The sequence below is a fragment of the Halomonas aquatica genome, from assembly GCF_040196335.1.
Classification (GTDB): Bacteria; Pseudomonadota; Gammaproteobacteria; order Pseudomonadales; family Halomonadaceae; genus Halomonas; species Halomonas aquatica.
Map to the genome: position 1 here is coordinate 562,186 of NZ_JBEGCJ010000002.1, position 25,910 is coordinate 588,095.

Sequence of the window (25,910 nt, forward strand, 5' to 3'; positions counted from 1 at the left end):
TGGCTTCTCCATCTCATGGGTCACCATGGACGGCGCTTTATCTCGCGGCCTCGGCCGCCTAGTTCAGGAACTCCGCATATGAGCACCCCCAACGATGGCAACATACTAAAAGCTTCCCTACTAGCTCCGCTTATACTGATGATCCCCGGCTTTGCACTCTTATATTCGAAAATGTGGAAGTCACTATCATTCTTAATTCTGACCATATTAATTTTCGGATATATATCATCTGCAACCATAGACTCTGAGTGGGTAATGGTCACAGCCGTCTTTGTTGCATACCACCTGCTCTCTCTTTGCTACGCAGCCATCGTAAAAACCAGGAATATTACATGAGCGCACCTGAGCGCCATCAGACACATCGGGCAGAAAGTGACGAGATAGATCTCAGGGATATTGCGCTGGCAATTTATGCGGGCTGGAAATGGATCGCGATCAGCATTCTTGCATGCGTTGCAGCCGGGAGTGCCTACGCCTTTATCGCAGATCCACAATACTCCACCGACATAGCCTACATTCCAGCACCAGAAGGTTTGCGCGCACTCGAAAGCATGCCCGGAAGCTACGAGAGCCTTTCAGTTTTTGAAGAATTCAACAAAAGACTCTCAAGCTACAATAATTTCAAGTCCTTCTACGATCAAGACCCCGGATATTTCACCTCCATCAAAAAAGAAAATGAGCTTCCGGAAATCGAGCCTAGATCGTTTTTCACTAAAAACATTAAACTAACATCACCCTCTGATGATTCCGATTCATCTCGCACCATAGCTATCAATTATAGCAACTCTTTGGAGGGGCCCACGCTCCTGAATGATTATTTTCAATGGACTGAAAAAAACCACATCAATGACCTTGCAGACAGGGCAGATCGAGCGGTTGATCGCATCGTCGATCAAAATAGGGCAACCATGGATGCCCACCTGAAGTCACAAGGAGAAGATACAGAAGCCAGGATCACCAGGCTCAGAGAAGAAGACCAGATCCGAATCGCTGAGCTCGAAGATGAATTACAGGCAGTGAAGCAATCGATCGTATCTTCTCGCGAAGAAAGGATTCGGATCTTGGAGAATGCCGAACAAATCGCCTTGCGACTCGGGATTGAAAAACCCACGACCCCCAGGGATCTTGGGCGACAGTCATCCGAAAACGATGTGGTCTATGCCGAAATAAACTCCCAAGATGGCATTCCGCTTTACTTCATGGGTACTGAGGCGCTGAGTGCCGAGAGAGTCGTCATCGAATCTAATCTTGAAGAAGAGGTCAAGACAGCTGAAGTACGGAACATAGAACAGCAGCTCCAGCAGCTAAAAGAGAACCAGACCATCAATGCCCTGCTCCGTCGCGAAAGCCTTTCTCCGTTTTCCGTGCAGCACAATGAACTGCGCCAACAAAATGCCATACTGGCGGCCAAAAACATCTCTGAGGAAGAAATCGATGTAGCCTCGGTGAGCCACTGGGCATACCAACCAGGCTCTCCTGATTCTCCGAGAATCAGGTTGATTGTATCACTATCGCTGATTCTGGGGGCCATGATTGGCATCTTCTTGTTGTTAGCAGCTCGGTTTTTTGCCAGCGTGAAGAACCATAGAGAAAAGGTCGCATAATGCTGAACGGCCGTGGAGCAGTTTCCACGGCCCTTTCGAGACAATCCATGCGAGATATATAACGCTTGCCTTCAACAACCAAGCATGACGCACCCAATATAGCGAATTAATAGTGCTGAAGTGCTTGCTGCCCTGTGAGACCCGCAATACTGGCGCCCAGAGGACAACTCAAAATTGAGGCGCCGCGCGGAGCGGCACGGCCAAGGATGGCCAACCCCACGCCTCACGCACCTTCACGCATCAGGTGCACGCATGTCAGCTTTTGTTAGCTTACTGGCGCGCTCAGCATGTGAACATTTGTCTACATCACAGATGCGTACCAATGCTGCGAACCACGCGCGAACCTCAATATGCTGGATTTCGTCACACGCGCGTACTGGTCCGAAAATCATCAAACGCCCACACGGCAAAGGCGCCCAGCCTGGGGCGCCCTTTGATTTCCGTTGATTGTTTTTCAAACAGCCGCCCTTTTTAGGGGGTGCGGAAAGCATCAGACCGGCACCGCCCCAGCTCTCGCTCGATGGCCTGCCGGACAAACTCGGCCCGGTTTCGATGTCGATGGTGTCGTCCTTGGTTCATCAGGCGGTCGATGGCCTCTACAACCTCCTCCTCGACGCTCACGATGAGCCGCACGGGCCGGCTCAGCCGCCTGGGATTCTTGCTCATCGTTCGCCCTCCTTTCCGGTGTCATGGGTCAGGTCGATGGTGGGCGGCTCCAGGTCAAGCTCCGGCAGGGTGTCCAGGTCGATAGCCGGAAGCGTCTCCAGGTCCATGCCGCCCTTTTCTAGTCGGGAAGAATCATCATTGCCGCTCATCAATCGCCGGTAGGCGTCCTGGACGGCTTTGGATGGTCGCGCCTTGGGAGATGACGTCGCTTCATTGGTCAGCACCTCTCAGGAAGGCATTAGCGGCCCGTCTGCCGGCATTGGCGCGGCGATGCAGCGCTGGCTCACCCTCAGCAGCGGCCTGCCAGGTGGCCACATAGCGCTCGGCAGCCGAGGCCATAGCCGGCTGAGACATCAGCATCAGGTGCTTGGCCAGGTAGGACGTGTCACCTGTCTCAAGTGAGCATCGAGCCGTTATCCACTCCAGGGCCTCGCTGAAGCTGCCCAGTGCCTCACCCTGGGTTACCGGCTCCCTCATCAGCTCGGTGGCCTGATGGCGCCCTGCCTGCTCGCTCTCCACACGCTCGAAGCAGTCGTCGATAGCCGCCGCCAGGTCGGCACGCGCTTGTCGGCTCATCGGGCGCATGGTCTCCCGCATCAGCCCGATCAACTCATCGCCCAACGGTCGCCCTACCTGCTGCGTCATCACCTCGATGATGGTGTCGATGTCCCTGGCCGGGCCGGCCGGATCAACGGCCGGCACCGGGTCATTTTTCGCAAAAGCGCCGGATGGGGCACTGACAGAACCGACAGAACCGGGTTGTGTCAGTTGTGTCGGCCGGCTGTCCGGGGTGTTCTGCACTTTCTTGAGCCAGCGTCCCATGGTCACACCTCCCTCGGCGCGAGCGCCGGATGCCAGGTGTAGCGCGTCGTCGGCTGCCCACCCTGCACGCTCGGCGGCACGTCCAAGGCGCTGAGGTGCTGGTACTCGATCAGCGCCTCCAGGGCATCGCGCACGCTCTCGCGGGTATCCAGCCCCGCCCATCCCTTGCGCTGCACGTCCCGAGCCGTGAAGGAGACGGGCAACTTGTCACGGCGGGTATGGATGAGCCGGGCGCCCTCGATGCCACCATTCATGCTGGCGCTGTAGAGGCGTTCGGCATGGCTGCGCAGATAGTCCGCCCACTCCAGGGCGCGGGCGGTGGCCTGCTCCTCCACCCTGCCCTCGCTGCCGTCCAGCACCTCGAACAGCAGCGCCAGCCCGGCCACGGTCTTGGGCATCTTGAGCAGGTGGCTCTCCAGGGCCGGAGCAATGTCAGGCTGGCGGGCATAGCGCTGCACCTCCTCCATCCACTCGATGAACAGCGCCTGGGCCGAGGGGGTGAAGCGCCAGCAGGGTGGCTCGCCGTCCTTGGTCGGGAAGGCCATACCGTGAACACGGTAGAACGCCTGGTGGTAGCGCTCACGGGCCTGGGCATCGGGCGCCCTGTCGATCCAGCGCCAGCGATGCCGGTCATCGGGCCACACGGCCAGTTGCATGCGCTGTATCAGGCCATCGTCGGCGGTGCCTCGGGTGGCGCCTCGGACCAGCGGTGCGATCTTGCTCGGCTGGATGCCGCCGATGACGGACAGGGTGCAGCTCTCGATGTCGATGGTGCCGCGCCCGATCCGGTCATAGGTGAAGCGCCCATTGCCGTCGAAGCTCTCCAGGTAGAAGGCACGGTCGGCCTGGTGGTCATCCTGGGCCATCTTGCTGAGCCAGCCGGCCAACTCATCGCGCGCCAGCAGCATGCCGTTGGGGTTCTCGTTCAACAGCTCCCCCAGCTTCTCCACGCTGGCATCATTGACGATGAGCCGCTGTCGCGTCGGCGGGGGATCTCCCGCGTCAGACTCGGCCAGCAGCGCCACGGCATCAGAGCGTCGCCCCTCCTTAGCCAGCTTCTTGGCCTTGGCCTCGATGTCCTTCTTCTCGATGTCCCGCAACCGCGACTCGGCCGCATGCTGCTCGGCCTCCTGCTTGAAGCGCTCGCGGGCGTCCCGCTCGATGGTGGCCAGGGGACGCAGCGCCTCCTTGAGGGAGGGCGACTTCATCGCGCTGGGCCGACCGATGATGGCGCCCCACTGGGTCGGGGTGACAGTCCAGTCGTCGTGCTGCTTGGGCCGCATCAGCACCTTGCGTCCCAGCAGCGCCGACAGCCCGCAGATCGCCGCCACGGCCACGAAGTCGGCCGGGCCTTGCTGTCGGTCGGCCACGTCCATCACATGATCGCGGATCGCCTCGGGCAGCAGCTCGGGGTCGAATGGCGCCACGGGCGGCAGGCTGTTCGGTAGCGGTAGGGGCTGCATATCCTCGGCGGTCTGCTCGACCTCCTGGCGGATCGCTTCGATGCTCATGCCGTCACCTCCCTGCCCAGCAGAGCCAGGTCGTTGTAGTCGCTGGCACCCTCGATACCGTCCACGGCCGGCCAGATGGCCCTTCCGCCTACGGCGTCGGCGGTGGCCTTCCCCTTGGTGACACCGGGATTACCCTCGGTGGCGTGATCGTTGTCGCAGGCCACGATGAGGCTGGCGCCGGGATAGCGGCTGCGCAGGTAGCGCGCGACGGGCAGCAGGTTGCCGGCATCCATGGCGCAGGCAACGGCCGAGCCGGTCGCCGCGTGCAGCGTCATGCCGGTCGCCCAGCCCTCGCAGATCAGCAGCGGCCGATCAGTGTCGAAGGCCCCGATGGGGTGATAGCAGCCCTGCTTGCGGCCGCCGGTCAAAAAGCGCTTGGTGCCATCGGGTGCGATGAACTGCCAGTTGATCAGTGCCCGTCCATCGGTCAGCGGCACCATCAGCAGTTGCCGGTGTTGGCGCGTCCAGCCGTTGCCGACGCCTTTGCGCAGCGGGTAGGGGTGCTGGTGCCCTCGCAGCGCCCCGTGCCATATCGGCATGCCGCGCTCAGTCGCCTGGGCCTGCTGCCGGGCAAGGGCTTCCTGCTGGCGCTCACGGGCCGTCTGGGCCTCCTGCCGCGCCTTCTGTCGCCGCTGCTCTCGCTCAGCCTCGGTGGCCTGCTCATCGCCCAGCACGACCAGGTGCTGCTCGCCGGTATCCCAGCGGCCAAGCAACGCGACCTCATGGCCGAGGATCGCCGCGTAGCCGTTCAGGTCGCGCTTGCCGGGCGGGGTGAAACGCTGCCACTGGCCACGGCCGCGCAGCACGATACCGCCGCCGTACAGGTCGCCCAGCGCCAGCATCAGGGCGCTGTCGATGGTATGATGGCGGTGATCCAACTCGATGATGCTATCGAAGCGCGCCCGGCCCCCACAGCCGGGCGCTTTCCGTTGAGCCGTCATGATCTGCCCTCCCTGCGTCCACCCTGTCCATTTCGTCCACTTCTGTTCACCAGGCGGCGCCAGGCAGCCGCCAGCATGTGTGCGAGTTCAAACATCGTCGGCACCCTCCACTGGCGAGGTCGGCAGGTAATAGTGCGCCATGCGGCTATGCGGTCGGCCCCACGGGTCAAACTCATCGATGAGGTGCGTGCGGATGTCGTGGCCTTTCTCGCGCAACTCCGAGATGCGGGCGCCAGGGCGCAGTACGTTCAACTCGAGCATCAGCTCCGAGGTGGTCGCGGGGCCTTCACGCAGCCGGGCCAGGATGCGGAGGCATTGAGAGGTGGCGTCGGTACGGGTGATGTCCATCAGATCACCCCCTGCGCAAGCGCGGCCACGGACGCCTCGGCGGTGCTGGAGGAACTCTCGCCTTCGGCCAGCCAGTCGAGTACGTCCTTGAGTCGGTAGCGGATGGCACGACCACGACGCACGAAACGCGGAGCCGGCCGACCCAGCAGGGTGCCGGTGCAACGGGCCTTACGGGCGGTGGTGGGCTGGGCGGGGATTAGGCCGGGGAAGACGGCCAGCTCGGGCAATTCGATCAGTGCCGGATCGAAGCCGTCGCGATAGCGGGTCAGGGCATTGGCCAGGATGTTGCTGGGGTCTTGGTGCTTGGTAGACATCGAAGAGTCTCCAGATTGCTGGTTGACTCTTCTAGACTCCCCAATCAGGTGGACAAAGTATTTGTCACGTTTTGTCCATGATTGACAAAATTGCGCGTTTCAATCGCTCGCGAGAGGCGGGGGGCTTATGAAAATTCTGGGAATAGTAAGCGCGGGAAACTGTACGTGAAGACATGCCATAGCGCTTACCAGCCTCCTCAAAAAGCGCTTCATCAACGGGGTACTTCCGGGGGTCGCTATTATGAAGGTTATAGGCGTCGCGTGCAGCGGCTGTGCGCGCCCGCTTTCGTCGGTCAACTTCACGTTTAGGCGTAAGAGTCAGTCCAGCTGACTCTCCTATGAACTGACATTCCTTGTCTGCCCATGCTGTAACGGCATCACGCAATGCCTCTAAATGCTCATCTTCCAGAGGCCAACTGGTACCCCCAGAATCGACAACAGCCATAAGGGCTTCCAGCAGCTCAACATGCTCGCTTGGCAAGCCTTCGGTTTGAACACCCAGCCGTGCCGAGGCGGCATTAGAGGACGGACCAAACTTTGCAATCCTTGAAATCTCGATAGAGCAGATTAAGTGATGCGTGGATGCATAGTGTAAGGCGACACGCGCAGCATCTTTGCGGCTGGAAGGATGCGCCTCAATTACTGACTCGAGCTTGTCACTGCTCATGTACTCGGCCAACCGGTCTAGCACGCTATCCAGATCGGCCTGGATCGCCATCAACTCTTCATCCATAAGTATCGCCTCCTAGGCCAGCGCCAGCCCTATAGAATCCTTGCCAGCGACGAACCCTCCTTAACGGGTGTGTCGGATTTGTCAGTATTGTGTCCGGGCGCTTGGTGAGCAAACGCCTCCACCATGTCCCGCGTGTGATCGGGCCGCAGGTGGGCATAGTGCGCGATGGTCGTCTGGATGTCGGCATGGGCCATCAGCTTGGAGACGGCCAGCAGGTCGGCACCGGCCATGACCAGTTGGGACGCGAAGTTGTGGCGCAGGCTGTAGAGCAGCAGGTCATCGGGCAGGCCGGCCAGTTGGCGCACGGCCGCCCACGGCTTCTGCATCGCGGTCGCGCTCATGCGCTTGCCGTTGCGCGACGAGGGGAAGACCAGGCCAGTCTTCGGCTCGCCCTGCTGTCGATGCCAGGTGGCCAGCACCTCTACGGCCTTGCTGGATAGCGGGAAGGTCATCGGCTCGGGGCGCTTGTGCGCTGTCTTCTCGACCACCTTGCGGATCGTGGCGAACGTCAGGTTGACGTGATCCCAACGCAGGCCGAACAGATCGCCCGGCCGGAAGCCGGTGTAGTACATGGTCAGAATCCACGGCATGACGTGATCCACATAGGCCACCCCATCCAGGTCGGGCAGATACGCCTTGCCGTGGGCGCGGCTGCGACGACGCTCCTCCCGCTTCTTCTGCTGGTACGCGTCCAGGCCGGCAAACAACGCCTCGACCTCCTCCTGCTCCAGGTAGCGGCGCTGAGCCGCCTGCTCGGCCATGTCGTCCTCGGTCATGGCGGGCTTCTGCAACTTGATGCCCTTGAGGGGATGCGCCGGTATCACCTTGCGCTCGGCCGCATGCGACAGCAGACCGCACAGGGCATCGTAGGAGCGTTTCAGGGTGCCATAGGCACGCGGCTTCGCCTTGGCCTCCTCAGCGGCCTGCCAGCGCTCCACGTCGGCATGCTTGAGCGACCCCATCGGCTGATCGAGCCAGTCGGCAAAATCCTTCTCGATCCGCCGCAGATTGGCTTCGCCATCCTTCATACGACGCTGATAGGCCGCATAGGGGCCGGCCAGGTAGGCGCGAAGGGTCTGCTGCTGCTGGCGCTGCTCCTCGGCCTTGGCCTGCTCCAGCACTTCGCGGGGGTCGCCGCCCTGAGAGACGATCGCCAGTGCATCCGTGGCTCTCTTGCGCGCCTCGGCCGCTGTCGTCGGCGCACCGTAGCGGCCGAGGGTGAGGATTCGCTGCTTGCCGCTGACCTTGGAACGGTAGAAGAGCCGGAAGGTCAGGCCACGCTTGCCGGGCCGAATATGGAAACCAGGTAGCTCGGTGTCGAAGACGTTATCGACTGGCGGCTGCTTGGAAAGATGCTCCAGCGCCTTGGTTGTCAACTTCAGCTTGTTTTCGCCTGCCATGCCCGGCTCCATTTTCCAGGTAGCAAATAGGTAGCAGATGAAGGATAGAACGGGCACTGAAGGGCAACAAGCAGCAAACGGAGAATTAAGGCAAGCTACTGTTTTTACTTGTATGTAAGGCGTTTCTTGTTTCTGTTAGTTTCTGCTGAAATACGGGGTGAACGCATTCGTAATGCGTAGGTCGGAGGTTCGAATCCTCTTTGCGGCACCAGAAATACATTTAATAACGGACACTTAGCGAAACATCGCAGTGGCCGTTTTTCGTCGTTGGCCTTCTAGGTTCCAAGTCGTTGGCCTTCTAGGTTCCAAATAGGTTCTAAGCATCAGGAAGTCACCGGCCGCTAGCCAGCTCGCGCGAGCACGCGCGAGAAAATTTCTGGGTTAGCGATATAAGAAAGGGGCTGCTCCGGTCGCAGGCGCCAACGGCTCAGGAATCAAACCACCCCTGCCCAGCCAGTACGCGGCCTCAAGTGCGTACCCATGGTGCGTACCAGCACAACCTCAACAACAGTTCGGCACCTAGAAACGGCTCAACCATGCGGGCATGGTCCAGAGCGGGCTATCCGGCAAGGTACGGCCTATTGTGTCCATGATTGTGTTTCCGCAGCCATCGCCTTGAGCCACAGAATGTCAAAGCCTGCGATGATGCGGTAACCCTTTGCGAAAAGCGCATCAGCCTGAGGCTTTGCGAGGCCAACGTTACCCAGTGGGATGCCGGCCGTGTTCGCGGCTTCTTCGACCTTTGCAATGGCCGCAAGAAAATCCGGATGGTCGAACTGGCCAGAAATGCCCAAATCTGTCGATAGGTCAAACTGCGCCGGAATAATGGCATCGATCCCCGGCACCGCACATATTGCCTCAATGTTTTCAATCGCATCCCGTGTCTCGACCAGCAAACAGCAAACCAGGCTACCATCGACAGCCTCGCGGTAGTCCATTAGTGATGTACCCCAACGGGAGTGTGCGAGGAATGGCCCGAAACCACGCGTGCCATTTGGCGGGTAACGAAGCGAGGCGACAGCCCGTACAGCATCTTCGGCACTGCGGATCAACGGAAACACAATACCTTCAGCACCAAGATCCAGCACACGTTTTACTTGTGCCGCATCGTTTTCTGTGACCCTGACAAGCGGAGCACATGACGTACCAGCAGTTGCTGCGATCATCGCATGGGCTGTCGCGTAATCGATCGCACCATGTTCCAAATCAATTATGACCGCGTCGCTGCCAGCCGCTGCCATGGCTTGGGTCACTGTTGCAGAGGGAATGGTGCAGACATGCGCTGTTAGTCGTTTGGTAGGATCAGATATCTTTTTTTTGAATGCCATTGGCTGGGATTGCATGGGAGCCTCAAGAGAATGATTGGCTTAGGAAAATGATTGTCGGTCAAGTTTGCGCATCAAACAGAACTTTTCAATCGTCTTCTTACTCCCGCGTACAAAGCCGACCTTCATGCATTTTGCAGCATTTGTGACTATGGGCTCAGAGCGGACTTGCGGCAGCACCTCAGCATCATCTCCAGATCGTGCTTGTGCGATTCGGCATAGGCATAGGTTTGCTTTCCATCCACCATGCCCTGCTTACCTGAAACTTTAAGCGCTTCTTCACTACTCAAGGAGAACTGCTGGCTGGTAGGGCTAGGGCTGTCGACCTTTTCCACTTCACTATTAGCAACCCCATTTGAGGTTTTTTGAGTGGCTGTCTTATCAGTGAACATCCTTTTCAAAAATCCTAGCATAGTAATTCCCGCCTTTGCTGAATCGGTCCGGTAAGGCTAGACGTTATCGGCTAGGGGCGCAGACTGGGCCAGGGATGGCCAGCCCAATGCTAACATTTGCGAACATCGGCACGCGCCACGAGTGGGCGCCGATGTTAGGTTTCGTCAGGTCGCTGACGCCTTCGGCATGTCAACATTTGTCAACATGCTGGCGCCTCCCCGGTGCGTGAAGGTCGCGCGTGACGCCAGTACGTGAAGGCGGCGGCCTTTGTAAAGTGGGCGTGAATAGAAACTCACGCGCGCGTACTGGTCCGAAAATCATCAAACGCCCACACGGCAAAGGCGCCCAGCCTGGGGCGCCCTTTGATTTCCGTTGATTGTTTTTCAAACAACCGCCCTTTTTAGGGGCTACTGAAATCATCAGACTGAATCGCCCTACCCGCTCCCCATTGGTGCCCACTTAGACTGCGTAACTGAGCCGCTACCTTGCCTCACTACCGACGCTGGACGAGGGTCGCGGCGCGCGGTTCTCCTTGACGGTTCCGCATGGACGGGCTCGCGCCCTCGTGGATCCGCCTCGACCTCTCGGGTGCAGGAAGCGAAGGAGCCCGGCCTGGGACGCCCTTGATGCCGTCGATGGCCAGGCTCGACTGGCGGCGATCACTGAACCCGTACAGTTTGGGTCTGCTCGGCTTGGCGTGCCTGGATGCATTCAACTCACCTCTAGTAGACCCCGAACTCATTGCCACCGCACATAGCGCCAGACCCACGAAAGCAAGGAAAATTTGCGTGGTAGGCGAACCCTGAGCGGTGATCGCCAGGAAAAAGGCTATCGTTCCAACTGTCAGGGCAAAGATGGATTTCATGACACTTTCCTCGATATCGGCACCTGTCTGGCCGAGGTAAGAGATGACGCGGCGCGAATAGCACCTGGTGGCGTGCCGATGCCAGGAACGAAGCGCGGGCGGAAGAACGAGGGACTGTCGAACGAGCGGTCTACTAAGCGAAGGTGGCGCTGCGTTCCCTGCAGCGCATAGTGCAACATCCTGTATCAGGCATTGTCCGTTGCCACACTCGATCCGATGATGAACCTCATGGCACGCACTCACCGTGCGCTGGCGAACGAAACGTTGCGGAATCTCCAGACGTGAAGGCTGCGGCCAGTTTCCCTGGTCCCTTCGGTTGGCGCATGTCAAGGATGAGTGGTTTGAAGTGGTCCCCGAAATTCGGACCAGGAGACCCTGATCATGAGCAAGAAACGTCGGCATTACAGCGGCGAGTTCAAGGCCAAGGTAGCCCTCGCCGCGCTTAAGGGCGACCAGACCACCTCGGCACTAGCTGCTCGCTTCGAGGTGCACCGTCCATGGTGAGCCATTGGAAGCGCGAGCTGCTGGACAACGCCACCGGTCTCTTCGAGGGCAGCAGCGGCAATGCTGCCAGGAAAAACAGGTGAGGTGGTCATGTCTTGACCGCTGAGACGATGATCTGGCCAGGCTGAACGGTTCAGCTGACCAGTACCGAATTGTTCAGCGGTTCCTTAATGCGCCTTCCCTGAACAACTGGCGATCCGCCGAAATTTCCTTACATCAAGGAACGACGGATTGGCGTGGAAATCAGCGGGGTAGTTTACGATAGCCTCATGAACAGCCCGGTTACGCAACGGCAATCCAAGTTAAATCCTGGTCAAGTCAACGACTGACGCTTACATATCCCCTCGTCTTACCGTCATTTGCAGAGTCAGTTGTATTCATGGCGTCAAATAGGGCTGTCGCCTCGACCCAAATGGGCGGATATTTGTATCGGGTAACGTCGAGAATGAGGAACCGATCCGTATCTTCGTCATAGGCACCCAAGGGGGAGATATGTCCACCTTCCTCCTGGCCGATAGCTTTCCTAAGATAGTTCACGAGAATAAAATGATCGTCGTCCTTGAGTTGAGTGATGGCGGCGTCCCGAAAGGTGTCGAGGTCGGAGTCCGCGGCGTGGACGACCTCCACATCAAGGTTGTGCGCTGCAAGCACGCCGCCGAACTGATTGATGGTCATGCCGTAGGGCGGGTTCACGATCGCCGTGGCCGGCATCACTGATTCTGCCGCAGGTGTGAAGATATTTTCCTGGTCAAACATCCCGAGACCAAGAGTCATGTCTGAAGCGGGACGCGGCACATCCAGTGCATTTAACACCATCGCAATCGTCGCCGGCCCGCAATACGCAGGGTTGTCTTGCGTGGCAAAGTGGATGCTAAGAGGAAAATAGTCTGTGTTAGCCTCAGCACCAAATAGCATCGCTCCGCCCTCGGGTGAAGCGAGGCTAATCACGCCGTCAGGTAGAGGCAGTGTTTCTGCCTGGGCGGACGAAAAACCTACTGCCACCGCAACTGCTGCAATAAACTTCAATCGATTCATTAAAGTCTCTCCTGCACCGAAGGCCAATATACTCAATAAACTCGGCTGGGATCTTAGTTCTTAAAGGCCGCTTGGTCTACTTTTGAGTTCCAAGACGATAAATTTGAAAACCAGCCGCGGGCTGGGTGTGATGAAGGACGTGGTCTTCGTCAAGGACGTCGACGGCTACTGGATCGAGGGGGTCAAGGTGGCCCGCAGGCAAAAGCGGACCGAAGAGGCCATTTCTAGCCGGGAACAATCATCATTGGCGCCTTCCGGCAGCCGCCGATAGGCGTCCCGGGCAGCCCTCCCGGGTCGTGCCTTGGGGTAACGTCGTTTCATGGCGCAACACCTCTCAGCGTGGCATTAGCGGCCTGCCGGCCGGCATTGAAAGATCCTCTTCGACCTCGACACCACCCGCCGACGCCTCTTCGAGGAGATGAGCCCGCAACGAGCCGGCGACGAACCCGAAGCGACCTCGCAGCCGGAAAGTTGCATGCAACATTAGCCTAAAGTCGACGTTGTGCTGGCTTTACCTACTGCCCTATTCTCCTAATTGCATACAATTACGAGGAAATGCCGGTGGCAAAGGCCAGTTCGTCCGCCCCCGACGGTGCCCATCGAACCGCGACGGCCCAGGTGCACGCGGCCATCAAGCAGCGCATCCTCGACGGCATCTACCGCCCCCATGACTACATTCGCGAGACCAGCATGGCCCGCGAGCTGGAGGTGAGCCGTACCCCGGTGCGCGAAGCGCTGCGTGAACTGGTATCGGAGGGGTGGCTCGAGGCAATTCCCCATCACGGCGCGCGAGTGGTGGCCTGGACGGAGCGTGACGCGCGAGAGGTCTTCGAGTTGCGCCTGGTCCTCGAGCCCATGGCCGCCGGCATGGCCTGTCGGCACATGGACGACGCGCACCTGGCACACCTCGAGACCCTGGCCTCGCGTATGGAGGCCCTGGCCGAACCGCAGCAGGTGACCGCGGAGGCCCGCAACGAGATCGCCGACCTCAACCATGAGTTTCACCGGGAGCTGATGCAGGCAAGCAACAACCAGCGCCTATACACGATGCTCGACATGGTGGTACGCACCTCGGTGATCCGCCGCAACTTCGACACCTACGACCGTGATGCCCTGCGGCGCAGCATGCACCATCATCGCGAGATCCTGCAGGCCATCGGGGCCAGGAACCCCGCCTGGGCGGAGAGCGTGATGCATGCGCACCTGCTCGCTGCCCGCGAACTGCACCTGAGCCTCGCCGAGTCCGAGATGGCGAGCCACGAAGCGCCCAAGGGCTTCCGACGACCGACATCACGTCAAGGACTACAACAACAATGAACGACCCGACTTCTCTCACCGACCTTCCCCTCGACGACCTCAAGGTGCTCGAGCTCGGCCAGCTGATCGCCGGCCCCTACTGTGGCCAGGTACTGGCGGACTTCGGCGCCGAGGTGATCAAGGTGGAGCCCCCCGGAAAGGGCGACGCCATGCGCGAGTGGGGCGAAGCCGACAGCGAGACCGGCGAGCCGCTGTGGTGGAACGTGATCGCCCGCAACAAGAAGTCGCTGACCCTGGATCTGCGCCAGCCCCGCGGCCAGGAGCTGCTGCGCGAACTCGCCAGCCAGGCCGACGTACTGATAGAGAACTTCCGTCCCGGCACCATGGAGCGCTGGGGGCTGGGCTACGACGTGCTTTCCCTGGACAACCCGGGGCTGATCATGGTGCGGGTCACCGGCTTCGGCCAGGAAGGCCCCTATGCCTCCCGCGCGGGCTTCGCCTCCGTCTGCGAGGCCATGGGCGGCCTTCGCTACGTCAGCGGCTATCCCGACCGCCCGCCGGTGCGGGTGGGCATCTCCCTGGGCGACACCCTGGCCGGAGTGCATGCCGCCATGGGGGCCCTGATAGCCCTCCACCAGCGCGAGCGCAGCGGCCGCGGCCAGGTGGTCGACAGCGCCATCTTCGAGTCGGTGCTGGCGATGATGGAGAACCTGATCCCCGAGTACGCCCGGTCGGGCAAGGTGCGTGAGCGCAGCGGCAGTTTCCTGCCCAAGATCGCCCCCTCCAACGCCTACCCCGCCCGCGATGGCCGCGACGTGATCATCGGTGCCAACCAGGACACCGTCTTCCGACGCCTCTGCGAGGCCATGGGCCAGCCCGGCCTCGCCGACCACCCCGACTTCGCCACCCATCGAGCTCGCGGCGAGCACCAGCAGGCCATCGATGAGGTGGTGACGGGCTGGACACGCAGCCATGACGCTCAGGACATCGTCGATCGCCTGGCAGAAGCCGGCGTGCCGGCCGGACTGGTCTATACCGCCCCCGACATGCTGGCCGACCCCCATATCCGGGCCCGCGAGGCCATCACGGAGGTCCCCGACCGCCACGGCAAGCCCCTGCCGATGCAGAACGTGTTCCCACGCCTGAACCAGACCCCGGGGCGCATCCGCCATGTGGGCCCGGCACTGGGTGAGCATACCGACGAGATCCTGGCCGACTGGCTCGGGGTCGGGCCCGAGTCGCTTGACGGCCTTCGTGCCGATCACGTGATCTGAGTGGAGTGACCTGATGGATCCTGTTCTCGTTGTCCTGCTGCTCATTGGCCTCATCACCATCGGCTTCCCGATCTTCCTGGCTCTCGGGCTCTCGGGGCTGCTGGGCCTCTACATGGCGCGGGGCTCACTGGCATTCTTCTTCGCGCCGTCGTCGCTGTTCGGCCAGCTCAACGCCTTCGAGTTGATCGCCCTGCCGCTGTTCATCCTGATGGGCAACTTCCTGGGCGCCACCCCGGTAGGCTCGAGCCTGTTCACGGCCGCGGTACGCTGGCTGAACTGGCTGCGCGGCAGCCTGGCCATCTCCTCGGTGGGCGCCTCGGCCATGTTCGGCGCGGTATCTGGCGTCAGCCTGGCCGGTGTCGCCGCGGTGGGCTCCATCGCCGTGCCGCAGATGCTGGCGCGCGGCTACAGCCGCTCACTGGCTGCGGGGTCCGTGGTCAGCGCGGGCGCGCTGGCTATGCTGATCCCGCCCAGCGTGCCCTTCATCATCTATGGGGCGGTCTCCAACGTCTCGGTAGCCGACCTCTTCATCGGTGGCATCGTGCCCGGCATCGTGCTGGCCCTGGCGCTCTCGGTGTTCATATACGTGCGCGTGCGACTCAACCCGGAAGAGGCGCCGGTCAGCCATGAGCGCTTCACCTGGAAGCAGCGCTGGATGAGCCTGGCCAACATCTGGCATTCCGCGCTGCTGGTCGTCGCCGTGCTGGGCTCGATCTACTCCGGCCTGGCCACGCCCAGCGAGGCCGCCGGCATCGGCGCCCTCGGTGCCTTCCTGATCGCCACCCTGATCTTCAGGAGCCTCAGCTGGAAGGGGTTTCTCGGCATCCTCGGCACCACGGCCCGCATCAGCGGGGCCATCCTGCTCATCATCGGCTGCGCCAAGATCTTCGGCGACTACCTGAACATGGTGCGCGTGCCCCAGATGCTCACCGAGGCGCTCACCGCCAGCGGCCTGCCCGACTGGGCCATCCTGCTGGCGGTGATGCTGCTGCTGATCCTGCTGGGCATGATCGTCGACGCCGTCTCGCTGATCGTGGTGACCACACCGGTGCTGCTGCCGCTGATCTCGGCGCTGGGCTACGACCCCCTGTGGTTTGGCATCATCATGGTGCTCAACCTGGAGATCGCCGTGGTCACCCCGCCGGTGGGACTCAACCTCTATGCCCTACGCGGCGTCTGTCCGGAGCTCTCCGTGGAGGAGATCATCAAAAGCGCCCTGCCCTTCGTCGCCGTCCAGTTCCTCGTGCTGATGCTGTTCGTGTTCTTCCCCAGCCTCAGCCTGTGGTTGCCGGGACTGATGTAGCCCCGGTGTTGCAACGCCAGTGAAGTGACCCCCAGTCACAACAAACAGACACAACAACAAGCAGGAGACTCACCATGACCCTCACTCGCCGCCAACTGCTCAAGTACGGCACCTTCGCCTCCGCCGGCGCCACCCTGTTCGGCGGGCACAGCCTGTTCTCCCCGCGTGCCATGGCGGCCACCACCGCCACCGGGGTGACCTACCTGCCGCCCTCCTACAAGGCGCTGACCTACGGCTCCAACCGCTTCGTCGAGATCCTCAAGGAGAACGGCGGCGACGTGCTCAACGTGGAGTTCTACGACTCCGGCCAGCTGCTCAAGGCCGACGAGCAGCTGCCGGCGCTGCGCGCGCGCAGCATCGACTTCATGTTCCACACCACCTCCTACATCACCCGCTCGGTGCCGATCCTCGGCATCACCGGCCTGCCCGGCGTGGTCGGCGAGCTCTATCGCCATCCCGAGCGCCTAGCCAAGGGCAGCCCGCTGATGGAGCTGATCAACGAGGTGCTGGCCCAGGAGAACCTCTACATGCTCAGCTCCGGCGGGGGCATCCTCGAGCCAGAGTACATCTGGAGCACCGAGGCCAGCCCGATCCGCAGCCTGGATGAGGTCCGCGGCAAGAAGGTGCGCATCGTCAGCTTCGAGGCCACCAAGGCCCTGGAGAAGTACGACATCGGCGCCACGCGCATTCCCTCCTCCGAGACCTACATGGCCCTGCAGCGGGGCACCGTGGATGCCGGCGTGTTCAACATCTCCACGGTGATCGGCCGCAGCCTCCAGGAGCAGCTGCACTACTGCTACAAGCTGCCCATGACCGGCTTCACGGTGGCGCCCTTCATGCTCCGCGACACCTGGGACGGACTGGACGACGATACCCGCGCCGTCTACCAGCAGGCCGCCGACTGGTATGACGAGAACTTCATCAGCCACTGCAACCTGGGCATCTATCCCGACGAGTACTGGCCGCAGATCGCCGAGGCCGGCGTCGAGATCATCGAGCCATCCGAGGCCGACACCACCACCTTCAACGACTCCAGCCACGAGGTCTGGGACCACTGGAAGGGCGAGGTCGGCGAGGAGGTCGGCAGCCGTGCGATCGCCCTGGCGCTGGGCGAGGCCTGAGGACATATCCCATGACCGCGATCGTCATGCGCAGCTGGGACGGCCTGATGGCCGTCCTGCGCTGGACCTCCATGGCCGTGCTGATGTTCATGATGCTGTCCATCGCCTACGACACCATCATGCGCTATGCCTTCTCGGCCCCCACCAACTGGAGTCTGGAGATCAACTCCTTCCTGCTGGTGTACATGGCCGTGATGGGCGCCGCGGAGGCCCAGCGACACGACGCGCACATCCGTATCTCCTTCTTCAAGGACAAGCTGCCGGCCAGGGGTCGCAGCATGATCGACATCCTGACCGGGCTGTTGGGAACCGTGTTCTGCGGCGTGCTGGTCTGGCGGGGCGGCATCATGGCCCTCCAGGCTCTCGAGTACGGCGAGCGCGTCTCGAGCTCGCTGGGCACGCCGATGGTGATTCCCTACGCCCTGATGCCGATCGGCTTCGCCGCCCTGGGCCTGCAGTTCCTGTTCGACACCCTGGGCAGCGTACAGCGCCTGCTGCACCCCGACGACGCCCGGAAGGACCCTACCCATGGCTGACACCCTGAGCCATCAACTGATCGCCGCCCACCTGGTCGGCGGCGAGATGATCCCAGGCAGCGAGATCGCCCTGCACATGGACCAGGCCCTGCTGCAGGACATCCTCGGCACCCTGGTGATGCTCGAGCTCGATGCCATGGGTATCGAGCGCGTTCATACCAGGACGAGCGTGCAGTACATCGACCACACCCTGCTCCAGCAGGACAACATCAACGCCGACGCCCACCTCTTCCTGAAGAGCGCCTGCGAACGCCTCGGCGTCTGGTACAGCGGCCCGGGCAACGGCATCAGCCACCCGGTGCACATGGAACGCTTCGGCGTGCCGGGCCAGAGCCTGGTGGGCTGCGACAGCCACACCACGGCCGCCGGGGCGCTGGGCATGCTGGCCATCGGTGCCGGCGGCATCGAGGTCGCCATGGCCATGGCCGGCGAGCCGCTCTACCTGGCGATGCCCGAGATCATGGGCGTGCGCCTGGAGGGCGAGTTGCCCGACTGGGTGAGCGCCAAGGACATCGTCCTCGAGTTGCTGCGCCGGCATGGCGTGGCGGGGGCCAAGAACTGCATTCTCGAGTACCACGGCCCCGGCCTGGCCACGCTCGACGCCATGGACCGCCACGTGCTGGCCAACATGGGCACCGAGATGGGGGCGACCAGCAGCGTCTTCCCCAGCGACGAGGTGACCCGCGACTTCCTGCGCTCGCGGGGACGCGAGGCCGACTGGGTGGCGCTGGCCGCCGAGCCCGGCTGCCGCTACGACCGCGACGAGGTGGTCGACCTGTCCCGCCTCGAGCCGCTGATCGCCCTGCCCTCGAGCCCCGACCGGGTGGTGCCGGTGGCCGAGGTCGCCGGCGAGCCGCTTCACCAGGCCTACATCGGCTCCTCGGGCAATCCCGGATACCGCGACATCGCCGTGGTCGCCGAGATCGTCGCGGGTCGAAGCGTGGCCGGCAACGTCTCGCTGGACATCAACCCCTCGACTCGCCGGATCCTGTCCGCGCTGATCGACGAGGGGCATCTGGGCAATCTGGTTGCGGCCGGGGCCCGCCTGCACCAGCCCGGCTGCAACGGCTGCATCGGCATGGGCCAGGCGCCGGCCGCCGGGCGCAACAGCCTGCGCACCGTGCCGCGCAACTTCCCCGGGCGCTCCGGGACCCGCGAGGACAGCGTCTTCCTGTGCAGCCCCGAGACCGCGGCCGCCTCGGCGCTTCACGGGGTGATCACCGACCCGCGCCGCCTCGACATGCCTTACCCGCGGCCCCGCGAGCCGGGCGACATGCGCGTCAACGATGACTGGTTCGAGCCGCCGCTGCCCCCCGAGCAGGCACGTACCGTCGAACTGCTGGCCACCGACAATACCCCGCCACTGCCGCTGATCGCGCCGCTGCCGGAGACCCTGGAGATCCCCGTGCTGCTCACGGTGGGTGACAACATCTCCACCGACGACATCATGCCCGCCGGGGCCCGCGTGCTGCCGCTCTGGAGCAATGTCTTCGCCTCGGCCGAGCATGTCTTCGAGGCCGTCGACTCCGGCTATGTCGCCCGGGCCCGTGAGCGGGGCGAAGCCGGCCACGCGATCGTCGGCGGCGCCAACTACGGCCAGGGCTCGAGCCGCGAGAATGCCGCCCTGGTCCCTCGCCTGCTGGGGTTGCAGCTGGTCGTGGCCGAGAGCATCGCCCGCATCCACTGGCAGAACCTGCCATGCTTCGGAGTGCTGCCGCTGACCTTCGCCGACCCCGCCGACCGGGCACGCCTGAAGCAGGGTCAGACGCTGCGCATCGAGGCCTGGCGCGATCAGCTCGCGGCGGGCCGCGAGGTCGTTGCCACCCTCGAGGGCGGCGAGACCCTGACCCTGACCCATGAGCTGAGTCCCCGCCAGCGCGAGATCCTCTCCGCCGGGGGCGTCATCAACTGGTTGCGTCAAGAGGAGACGTCATGAGCCTGCTATCGCCCCCCGAGCGGGTAGACATCGTCGAGGTAGCCCCGCGCGACGGTTTCCAGTCGATCCGCGAACCCCTGCCCACCGACGACAAGATCCGCTGCATCCAGCGGCTGATCGATGCCGGCGTCACGCGCATGGAGATCGGCTCCTTCGTCAGTCCCCGGGCCATCCCGCAGATGGCCGACACCGACCAGCTGGTCGCCGCCTTCGCCGACCGTGCCGCCATGCGCTTCTCGGCGCTGGTGCCCAACCTGCGCGGCGCCGAGCTCGCCCTGGCCCAGGGCGTTCGCGAGCTGGTGTTCGTGGTCTCGGTCTCCGAGTCCCACAACCAGGGCAATGTGCGGCGCAGCGTGGCGCAGTCGCTGGAGGATCTCGCCCGCATCGTCGATCTGCTCAAGCAGAAGGGCAACGCCTGCCTGCGCCTGGACCTCGGCACCAGCTTCGACTGTCCCCATGAAGGCACCATCGCCTGGCATCAGGTCGATGGCGTCCTCTCCCGGGCACGCGACCTGTGCGGCGATCTGCACCTCGAGGTGGCGCTCTGCGACACCACCGGACGCGCCACGCCCTATCAGGTGGCCAACCACTTCAGCCGACTGGTCGAGCGCCATCACGGGCCGCGCCTGAGCTGGGCCTTCCACGGCCATGACACCTTCGGCATGGGCGTGGCCAACGCGCTGTTTGCCATCCACCATGGCGCCACCACCCTGGATGCCGCCTGCGCCGGCCTGGGCGGTTGCCCCTTCGCCCCGGGCGCCACCGGCAACACCGCCACCGAGGACCTCGTCTATGCCCTCAACGGCGGCAATGTCGACACCGGCATCGACCTGACGCGCCTGCTGGAGGCGGCCGATGCCATCGCCGCGCTGCCCGGTGGGCAGACTGCCAGCCACCTGCGGCAGGTGCCCCGGGAACGGGTGACCTGACCACCGTGCCGATCGTCCTTCTGTCCACTACCCTGGTCCTGGCCTTTTCCTCACTTGTCGCACTCTTTCCCGCAGCCATCGCCCCGGAGGTGGCCAGGGCCCTGGGGGTCTCCTCGGCCACCGTGGGCCTGCAGGTCAGCCTGATCTTCGCCGGCGCCATGCTGACATCCCTGGTGGGCGGCCCACTGACCCGGCGCCTGGGCCCCTGCCGGACCAGCCAGCTCTCTCTGGCCCTGCTGGGTGGCGGTGCCGGACTGATGGCCATCCCCGCCCTGTCGAGCTTCGCCGTTGCGTCGCTGCTTGCCGGCCTGGGCTACGGCCTGACCAACCCTTCGGCCTCCCTGCTGCTGGTGCGCTTCACGCCACCCGAGCGGCGCGGTCTGATCTTCTCGCTGAAGCAGTCGGGGGTGCCGCTGGGGGGAGTGATCGCCGGCGCCAGCGCGCCCTTCCTGGCCCTGGTGGTCGGCTGGCAGGCGGGGCTGCTGCTGCTCGTGGGCCTGGCGCTCGCCGGTATCGCCGCCCTGCAGTTCGCCCGACCACGCTGGGACGACCAGCGCGAGCGACACACGCGCTGGCTGCGCACGCCCTTCGCCGGCATGCTGGTGGTCTGGCGCCAGCACTCGCTGCGCTACGTGGCGCTGCTCAGCCTGTGCTTCTCGATGCTCCAGCTATCGGTCTCGGCCTTCACCGTCGCCCTGCTGGTCGAGGACCTGGCCTTCGGCCTGGTCGAGGCCGGCCTGGTGATGTCCGCCGTGCAGGTCTGCGGCATCGCCGGCCGCATCGGCTGGGGCTGGGTCGGCGACCGGCTGGGTGACCGCCTGACCACCCTCGCCGTGATCGCCTGCACCACCGCCACCTGCGCCCTGCTGGTGTCGTCGATGACGCCGGCCTGGCCGCACGCCCTGGTCACCGCCCTGATGTGCCTGCTCAGCCTCTCCTCGCTGGGCTGGAACGGCGTCTTCATGGCCGAGATCACCCAACTGGCACCGGCGAGTCGAATCGCCGACGCCGCCGGGGGCTGTCTGGTCTTCACCTATGGTGGCGTGCTGCTTGGTCTCCCCCTGGTCACGGCGCTGCACGGCCTGTTCGACCGCTACACACCGGTCTTCGCCATGCTCGCGGGCGTGGCCCTGGTCGGCCTGTGGCTGATTCGCCAGGCCCGCCTCGCCGCCGGGCGCGAGGCCGTCTTGTCGCCGTGACCGGTCGCCCACGGCGAACGTCACCCGCCGAAGGGCCCCTCAGCCGGTCCTGACGCGCATCAACTCGTCCCAGCGGGTGGTATAGCGCGGGGTTCGCCGCTCGCAACGCAGCGCCCAGGCGGTACCCTGGCGCGGCAGGCCGAAGCGCACGGTGTCGCGGCCCATCTCGCGGTTGAGCCGGTCCACCGCCGCCATCAACCGCTGGCTGCGACCACGCTCGACCTCGCTGCGCGGCGCCAGCAGCGAGAGCTGGTGGCGGTCGGCCTCCACCAGGTCTAGCAGCATCACCCCGCACTTCTGGTAGCGCATCCCCTCGAGGAAGATCGCCGCGAGCCCCCGGGAAGCGGCCTCGAGCAGCTCACGGCTGTCGTCGCCGGGGGCCGGCAACGGCACCACCACGCTGTTGCGGTACTGGTGTTCGCCGGCGAGATGGGGGTTGGTGCGCAGGAAGACCATCACCGCTCGGGCCTGGCTGCCCTGACCGCGCAGCTTCTCGGCACCCCGGGCGGCATGCTGCCGCACCGCCTCCTGCAGGTCGGCAAAAGCGCCGGTCAGCCGCCCGAAGGAGCGCGATACCATGATGCGCTGGCGCGGCTCATTGATGTCATCGAGCACGATAGCCGGGCGACCGCGCAGTTCCCAGACGATGCGCTCCAGCACCACCGAGAAGTGACGACGGACCTGCTTGGGGTTAGCCTCGCGCAGTTGCCAGGCGGTATAAATGTCCATCAGCGCCAGTCGCTCGGCGGTGCGCCGCGCCACGCCCCACAGCTCGGTCACCGGCAGCGCCTCGAGCAGGGCGCGGGTAGCGTGGCCTTCGGCCTCGAGCCGGCAGACGCCCTCGAAGGCCGCCTGCTTCTTGGCGGCGTGGTTGGCCACCTTGGCCAGCACCCGGGTGGGGGCCAGCCCCACGCAGACCGGGATGCCGGTATCCCGGCGTACCGTCTCGCGAAGCCGCTGGGCATGCGCCTCCAGACCATCGGGGGCGAAGCCGGAAAAGCCCACGAAGCTCTCGTCGATGGAGTAGGCCTCCACGTCCGGCGAGAACTCGTCAAGGATCAGGTTGACCCGGCGGCTCATGTCGCCGTAGAGCGCATAGTTGCTGGAGAGCAGCACCGCCTGGCGGCGGATGGCCGGCGGCAGCAGATGCATGGGCGCCCCCATGGCCACCCCCAGCGCCTTGAGCTCGTTGGAACGCGCCACCACGCAGCCGTCGTTGTTGGAGAGCACGCCCACCGGCCGCCCCTCCAGGCGGGGGGCAAAGGCCCGCTCGCAGCTGACATAGAAGTTGTTGCAGTCGACCAGGGCGATCACGACCCGCCCCCCGCCAGGGCGTGTATCACATGGGTGACCACTCCCCACACCTCGCATTCGCGCCCCGTCAGGGGAATCGGCGCGAAGCTCGGGTTGCTGGCCACCAGGAAGGTCTGCTCGCCGCGACGCGCCAGGCGTTTCACGGTGGGCTCTCCATCCACGGCGACCACCACCACCCGCCCGGGCAGCGGTTCCAGGCTGCGGTCCACCACCAGCAGGTCGCCGTCGTGGATGCCGTCGCCGAGCATGGAGTCGCCCTCGGCCCGCACGAAGTAGGTGGCGGCCGGGCGGCGCACCACATGGGCATGCAGGTCGATCTCCACGTCCAGGTGGTCATCGGCGGGGCTCGGGAAGCCGGCCCGCACCCGGCAACCCATCAGCGGCTGGGCCGCGCCACCCGGCACCGGAACGGCGCGGCCGATCACCCGCAGGGGGGAGGACGTCGGCGAGGTCATGGGCATCTCCATAAATACTGTATTCATATACAGTATTCTCCACCCACCTCCCGTCTGGCAAGCCCTGCCGGCACGCCATGGGGCGTGCTACCGTGAGGAAAAATCACAAGAAGGACGCCCGCCATGCCCCATCCCCTGCTCTCCCGCCAGCCCTTCGCCGAAAAGGGCAAGGTGGTCTCCGCCCGCGAGGCCGTGAACCTGATCCGCGACGGCGATGCCCTGGCCACCGGCGGCTTCGTCGGCATCGGCTTCGCCGAGGGGCTCGCCGTGGCCCTGGAGGAACGCTTCCTGGAGACCGGCGAGCCCCGCGACCTGACCCTGATGTACGCCGCCGGCCAGGGCGACGGCAAGACCCGCGGACTCAACCACCTGGGGCACGAGGGACTGGTGGCGAGGGTGATCGGCGGCCACTGGGGGCTGGTGCCCGCCCTGCAGCGGCTCGCCATCGAGGGGCGTATCCAGGCCTGGAACCTGCCCCAGGGGGTGATCTCGCACCTCTTCCGCGACATCGCCGCCGGCAAGCCCGGCACCCTCACCCGGGTGGGCCTCGGCACCTTCGTCGACCCGCGCCTGGGCGGCGGCAGGATCAACGACGCCACCACCGAGGAACGTGTGTCACTGCTGCCCATCGACGGCGAGGAGTACCTCTTCTATCGGGCCCTGCCACTGCAGGTGGCGCTGCTGCGCGGCACCACCGCCGACACCCTGGGCAACGTCAGCATGGAGCGCGAGGCCCTGACCCTGGAGGCGCTGGCCATCGCCACGGCGGTGCGCAACTCCGGGGGCGTGGTGATCGTGCAGGTGGAGCGCCTCGCCGAGCACGGCACCCTGCACCCCAAGGACGTGAAGATCCCCGGCATCCTGGTCGACTGCGTGGTGGTCTGCGAGGATCCGGCCCACCACTGGCAGACCTTCAGCACCGCCTACAACCCGGCCTTCTCTGGCGAGATCCGCGCGCCCATGGCGACGCCCGAGCCGCTGCCGCTCTCGGCGCGCAAGATCATCGCCCGGCGCGCGGCCTTCGAGCTCAAACCCAACAGCGTGGTCAACCTGGGCATCGGCATGCCCGAGGGCGTCGGCGCGGTGGCAAGCGAGGAGCGCCTGCTGGAACACCTTACCCTTACCGCCGAGCCGGGAGTGATCGGCGGCCTGCCGGCGGGCGGGCTCGACTTCGGTGCGGCGCTGAACACCCAGGCGATCATCGACCAGCCGGCCCAGTTCGACTTCTACGACGGCGGCGGGCTCGATATCGCCTTCCTCGGCATGGCCCAGGTCGACGTCGCAGGCCACGTCAATGTCTCGCGATTCGGCCCGCGACTGGCCGGCGCCGGCGGTTTCATCAACATCAGCCAGAACGCCCGCAAGGTGGTGTTCATGGGTACCTTTGTGGCCACCAAGGAGGCGCTCGCCATCGTCGACGGGGCACTGAGATTGCCTGCGGGGGGGCAGAGCAAGTTCGTCGCCGAGGTGGAGCATCGCACCTTCAGCGGGACCCTGGCCGCCGCGGACGGCAAGCCCGTCTGCTACGTCACCGAACGGGCCGTGTTCGAGCTCACCCCGGAGGGACTCGTCCTTACCGAGATCGCCCCGGGGGTCGACCTGGAGCGCGACGTGCTGGCGCTGATGGACTTCACCCCGCGGATGCCCGAGCCGCCACGCCGGATGGACGAGCGCATCTTCCGCGAAGCCACCATGGGGCTCGTCGAGGAACTGCTGGAGCAGCCTCTGGCGCAGCGGTTCAGCCTCGACGAGGCCGGAGACGTGCTCTTCATCAACTTCGAGCACCTGCGCGTCGCCTCCCGAGCGGACATCGACGCCATCGAGCAGGAGGTCGAGCGCCGCCTCGAGCCCCTGGGCCGACGGGTCCTGGCCATCGTCAACTACGACCACTTCCGCATCGACGACGCCCTCCTCGCTCCCTACACCGAAATGGTGCGCGGCCTCGAGCAGCGCTTCTACACCCGGGTGACCCGCTACACCACCAGCGGCTTCATGCGCCGCAAGCTCGGCCATGCCCTGGAGGAGCGAGCCGTCTCGCCGCACATCTACGAGAGCGCCGAGGAGGCCCGCCAGCATCTGAAGGGGTGACGGGGCCCGGCCCCAAATGAAAGCTGGCGGCCCCGTG

Annotated in this window: 24 protein-coding genes and 1 tRNA gene; 12 read left to right on the forward strand and 13 right to left on the reverse strand. The window is 63.9% G+C overall.

The window, feature by feature from the left end:
- The first annotated feature begins 332 nt into the window (after positions 1 to 332).
- On the forward strand, positions 333 to 1,604 hold the full coding sequence (locus tag ABE960_RS05790; protein WP_349761274.1) for a Wzz/FepE/Etk N-terminal domain-containing protein: 1,272 nt from the start codon (positions 333 to 335) through the stop codon (positions 1,602 to 1,604).
- 662 nt (positions 1,605 to 2,266) lie between these two features.
- On the opposite strand, the gene ABE960_RS05795 is transcribed toward ABE960_RS05790, so the two are convergent.
- The 8 genes from ABE960_RS05795 to ABE960_RS05830 all read right to left on the reverse strand — a co-directional run bounded on the left by ABE960_RS05795 (position 2,267) and on the right by ABE960_RS05830 (position 8,339).
- The gene (locus ABE960_RS05795) at positions 2,267 to 2,419 is read right to left on the reverse strand and encodes a hypothetical protein (protein WP_349761275.1); all 153 of its coding nucleotides are present in this window, start codon (positions 2,417 to 2,419) and stop codon (positions 2,267 to 2,269) included.
- A gap of 61 nt (positions 2,420 to 2,480) precedes the next feature.
- Positions 2,481 to 2,972, reverse strand: coding sequence for a hypothetical protein (locus tag ABE960_RS05800; RefSeq protein WP_349761276.1), 492 nt, complete (start codon positions 2,970 to 2,972; stop codon positions 2,481 to 2,483).
- A 122-nt stretch (positions 2,973 to 3,094) separates the two neighbouring features.
- Positions 3,095 to 4,603, reverse strand: a complete 1,509-nt coding sequence (locus tag ABE960_RS05805) for a YfjI family protein (protein ID WP_349761277.1) — start codon at positions 4,601 to 4,603, stop codon at positions 3,095 to 3,097.
- Complete coding sequence (locus ABE960_RS05810; protein ID WP_349761278.1) at positions 4,600 to 5,544, reverse strand: toprim domain-containing protein; 945 nt, start codon at positions 5,542 to 5,544, stop codon at positions 4,600 to 4,602. The genes ABE960_RS05805 and ABE960_RS05810 overlap by 4 nt, the downstream gene beginning before the upstream one ends.
- 87 nt (positions 5,545 to 5,631) lie before the next feature.
- Positions 5,632 to 5,892: a helix-turn-helix domain-containing protein gene (locus tag ABE960_RS05815; RefSeq protein WP_349761279.1), complete on the reverse strand. Its 261-nt coding sequence runs from the start codon at positions 5,890 to 5,892 to the stop codon at positions 5,632 to 5,634.
- Positions 5,892 to 6,206, reverse strand: a complete 315-nt coding sequence (locus tag ABE960_RS05820) for a hypothetical protein (protein WP_349761280.1) — start codon at positions 6,204 to 6,206, stop codon at positions 5,892 to 5,894. The genes ABE960_RS05815 and ABE960_RS05820 overlap by 1 nt, the downstream gene beginning before the upstream one ends.
- Positions 6,207 to 6,270: 64 nt before the next feature.
- Positions 6,271 to 6,939: a hypothetical protein gene (locus tag ABE960_RS05825; RefSeq protein ID WP_349761281.1), complete on the reverse strand. Its 669-nt coding sequence runs from the start codon at positions 6,937 to 6,939 to the stop codon at positions 6,271 to 6,273.
- A 29-nt stretch (positions 6,940 to 6,968) separates the two neighbouring features.
- Positions 6,969 to 8,339, reverse strand: coding sequence for a site-specific integrase (locus ABE960_RS05830; protein ID WP_349761282.1), 1,371 nt, complete (start codon positions 8,337 to 8,339; stop codon positions 6,969 to 6,971).
- Positions 8,340 to 8,483: 144 nt separating this feature from the next.
- On the opposite strand from ABE960_RS05830, the gene ABE960_RS05835 reads away from it, so the two are divergent.
- A tRNA-Ser gene (locus ABE960_RS05835) sits at positions 8,484 to 8,550 on the forward strand.
- Positions 8,551 to 8,917: 367 nt separating this feature from the next.
- Here ABE960_RS05835 and ABE960_RS05840 read toward each other — a convergent pair.
- Together ABE960_RS05840 and ABE960_RS05845 are read right to left on the reverse strand one after the other, a co-directional pair.
- Entirely contained in the window at positions 8,918 to 9,682 is a 765-nt protein-coding gene (locus ABE960_RS05840; RefSeq protein WP_349761283.1) for an HpcH/HpaI aldolase family protein, read from the reverse strand.
- Between the two features lie 131 nt (positions 9,683 to 9,813).
- Complete coding sequence (locus ABE960_RS05845) at positions 9,814 to 10,056, reverse strand: hypothetical protein (protein ID WP_349761284.1); 243 nt, start codon at positions 10,054 to 10,056, stop codon at positions 9,814 to 9,816.
- Between the two features lie 1,247 nt (positions 10,057 to 11,303).
- Between ABE960_RS05845 and ABE960_RS05850 the strand changes: the two genes are divergently transcribed.
- A complete protein-coding gene (locus ABE960_RS05850) occupies positions 11,304 to 11,426 on the forward strand; it encodes a transposase (protein WP_349761285.1) in 123 nt (40 codons plus the stop codon).
- A 318-nt stretch (positions 11,427 to 11,744) separates the two neighbouring features.
- Here the strand turns inward: ABE960_RS05850 and ABE960_RS05855 are convergent, their stop codons facing one another.
- Positions 11,745 to 12,461 (reverse strand): phytochelatin synthase family protein, encoded by a 717-nt coding sequence (locus tag ABE960_RS05855; protein ID WP_349761286.1) that lies wholly within the window; start codon positions 12,459 to 12,461, stop codon positions 11,745 to 11,747.
- Positions 12,462 to 13,022: 561 nt separating this feature from the next.
- On the opposite strand from ABE960_RS05855, the gene ABE960_RS05860 reads away from it, so the two are divergent.
- From ABE960_RS05860 to ABE960_RS05895, 8 genes are all read left to right on the forward strand, one after another.
- Positions 13,023 to 13,778, forward strand: a complete 756-nt coding sequence (locus ABE960_RS05860; RefSeq protein WP_349761287.1) for a GntR family transcriptional regulator — start codon at positions 13,023 to 13,025, stop codon at positions 13,776 to 13,778.
- Positions 13,775 to 14,992 (forward strand): CaiB/BaiF CoA transferase family protein, encoded by a 1,218-nt coding sequence (locus ABE960_RS05865; RefSeq protein WP_349761288.1) that lies wholly within the window; start codon positions 13,775 to 13,777, stop codon positions 14,990 to 14,992. Before ABE960_RS05860 ends, ABE960_RS05865 begins: the two co-directional genes overlap by 4 nt.
- A gap of 13 nt (positions 14,993 to 15,005) precedes the next feature.
- Positions 15,006 to 16,295 (forward strand): TRAP transporter large permease, encoded by a 1,290-nt coding sequence (locus tag ABE960_RS05870; protein WP_349761289.1) that lies wholly within the window; start codon positions 15,006 to 15,008, stop codon positions 16,293 to 16,295.
- A gap of 74 nt (positions 16,296 to 16,369) precedes the next feature.
- Positions 16,370 to 17,416: a TRAP transporter substrate-binding protein gene (locus ABE960_RS05875; protein WP_349761290.1), complete on the forward strand. Its 1,047-nt coding sequence runs from the start codon at positions 16,370 to 16,372 to the stop codon at positions 17,414 to 17,416.
- An 11-nt stretch (positions 17,417 to 17,427) separates the two neighbouring features.
- Positions 17,428 to 17,952, forward strand: a complete 525-nt coding sequence (locus ABE960_RS05880) for a TRAP transporter small permease subunit (RefSeq protein ID WP_349761291.1) — start codon at positions 17,428 to 17,430, stop codon at positions 17,950 to 17,952.
- On the forward strand, positions 17,945 to 19,888 hold the full coding sequence (locus ABE960_RS05885) for an aconitate hydratase (protein ID WP_349761292.1): 1,944 nt from the start codon (positions 17,945 to 17,947) through the stop codon (positions 19,886 to 19,888). Before ABE960_RS05880 ends, ABE960_RS05885 begins: the two co-directional genes overlap by 8 nt.
- A complete protein-coding gene (locus tag ABE960_RS05890; protein WP_349761293.1) occupies positions 19,885 to 20,817 on the forward strand; it encodes a hydroxymethylglutaryl-CoA lyase in 933 nt (310 codons plus the stop codon). Before ABE960_RS05885 ends, ABE960_RS05890 begins: the two co-directional genes overlap by 4 nt.
- 5 nt (positions 20,818 to 20,822) lie before the next feature.
- Positions 20,823 to 22,016, forward strand: a complete 1,194-nt coding sequence (locus tag ABE960_RS05895; protein WP_349761294.1) for an MFS transporter — start codon at positions 20,823 to 20,825, stop codon at positions 22,014 to 22,016.
- Between the two features lie 39 nt (positions 22,017 to 22,055).
- Here ABE960_RS05895 and ABE960_RS05900 read toward each other — a convergent pair whose 3' ends face one another.
- Both ABE960_RS05900 and ABE960_RS05905 read right to left on the reverse strand, forming a co-directional pair.
- Positions 22,056 to 23,330, reverse strand: coding sequence for a Y-family DNA polymerase (locus tag ABE960_RS05900; RefSeq protein ID WP_349761295.1), 1,275 nt, complete (start codon positions 23,328 to 23,330; stop codon positions 22,056 to 22,058).
- A complete protein-coding gene (locus ABE960_RS05905) occupies positions 23,327 to 23,812 on the reverse strand; it encodes a LexA family protein (RefSeq protein WP_349761296.1) in 486 nt (161 codons plus the stop codon). Before ABE960_RS05905 ends, ABE960_RS05900 begins: the two co-directional genes overlap by 4 nt.
- Before the next feature lie 96 nt (positions 23,813 to 23,908).
- On the opposite strand from ABE960_RS05905, the gene ABE960_RS05910 reads away from it, so the two are divergent.
- Positions 23,909 to 25,873 carry an acyl CoA:acetate/3-ketoacid CoA transferase gene (locus ABE960_RS05910; RefSeq protein WP_349761297.1) on the forward strand — a complete coding sequence of 655 codons (1,965 nt, stop codon included), beginning with the start codon at positions 23,909 to 23,911 and terminating at the stop codon, positions 25,871 to 25,873.
- Positions 25,874 to 25,910: the final 37 nt, after the last annotated feature.

Excerpts from the sequence above, each read along its gene's own strand:
- ABE960_RS05850 (WP_349761285.1), top strand. The coding sequence starts at position 11,304 with ATGAGCAAGAAACGTCGGCATTACAGCGGCGAGTTCAAGGCCAAGGTA.
- ABE960_RS05795 (WP_349761275.1), bottom strand. The coding sequence starts at position 2,419 with ATGAGCGGCAATGATGATTCTTCCCGACTAGAAAAGGGCGGCATGGAC.
- ABE960_RS05865 (WP_349761288.1), top strand. The coding sequence starts at position 13,775 with ATGAACGACCCGACTTCTCTCACCGACCTTCCCCTCGACGACCTCAAG.
- ABE960_RS05875 (WP_349761290.1), top strand. The coding sequence starts at position 16,370 with ATGACCCTCACTCGCCGCCAACTGCTCAAGTACGGCACCTTCGCCTCC.
- ABE960_RS05805 (WP_349761277.1), bottom strand. The coding sequence starts at position 4,603 with ATGAGCATCGAAGCGATCCGCCAGGAGGTCGAGCAGACCGCCGAGGAT.
- ABE960_RS05910 (WP_349761297.1), top strand. The coding sequence starts at position 23,909 with ATGCCCCATCCCCTGCTCTCCCGCCAGCCCTTCGCCGAAAAGGGCAAG.
- ABE960_RS05885 (WP_349761292.1), top strand. The coding sequence starts at position 17,945 with ATGGCTGACACCCTGAGCCATCAACTGATCGCCGCCCACCTGGTCGGC.
- ABE960_RS05845 (WP_349761284.1), bottom strand. The coding sequence starts at position 10,056 with ATGTTCACTGATAAGACAGCCACTCAAAAAACCTCAAATGGGGTTGCT.
- ABE960_RS05830 (WP_349761282.1), bottom strand. The coding sequence starts at position 8,339 with ATGGCAGGCGAAAACAAGCTGAAGTTGACAACCAAGGCGCTGGAGCAT.
- ABE960_RS05905 (WP_349761296.1), bottom strand. The coding sequence starts at position 23,812 with ATGAATACAGTATTTATGGAGATGCCCATGACCTCGCCGACGTCCTCC.
- ABE960_RS05880 (WP_349761291.1), top strand. The coding sequence starts at position 17,428 with ATGACCGCGATCGTCATGCGCAGCTGGGACGGCCTGATGGCCGTCCTG.
- ABE960_RS05840 (WP_349761283.1), bottom strand. The coding sequence starts at position 9,682 with ATGCAATCCCAGCCAATGGCATTCAAAAAAAAGATATCTGATCCTACC.
- ABE960_RS05810 (WP_349761278.1), bottom strand. The coding sequence starts at position 5,544 with ATGACGGCTCAACGGAAAGCGCCCGGCTGTGGGGGCCGGGCGCGCTTC.
- ABE960_RS05790 (WP_349761274.1), top strand. The coding sequence starts at position 333 with ATGAGCGCACCTGAGCGCCATCAGACACATCGGGCAGAAAGTGACGAG.
- ABE960_RS05870 (WP_349761289.1), top strand. The coding sequence starts at position 15,006 with ATGGATCCTGTTCTCGTTGTCCTGCTGCTCATTGGCCTCATCACCATC.
- ABE960_RS05825 (WP_349761281.1), bottom strand. The coding sequence starts at position 6,939 with ATGGATGAAGAGTTGATGGCGATCCAGGCCGATCTGGATAGCGTGCTA.
- ABE960_RS05890 (WP_349761293.1), top strand. The coding sequence starts at position 19,885 with ATGAGCCTGCTATCGCCCCCCGAGCGGGTAGACATCGTCGAGGTAGCC.
- ABE960_RS05855 (WP_349761286.1), bottom strand. The coding sequence starts at position 12,461 with ATGAATCGATTGAAGTTTATTGCAGCAGTTGCGGTGGCAGTAGGTTTT.
- ABE960_RS05815 (WP_349761279.1), bottom strand. The coding sequence starts at position 5,892 with ATGGACATCACCCGTACCGACGCCACCTCTCAATGCCTCCGCATCCTG.
- ABE960_RS05820 (WP_349761280.1), bottom strand. The coding sequence starts at position 6,206 with ATGTCTACCAAGCACCAAGACCCCAGCAACATCCTGGCCAATGCCCTG.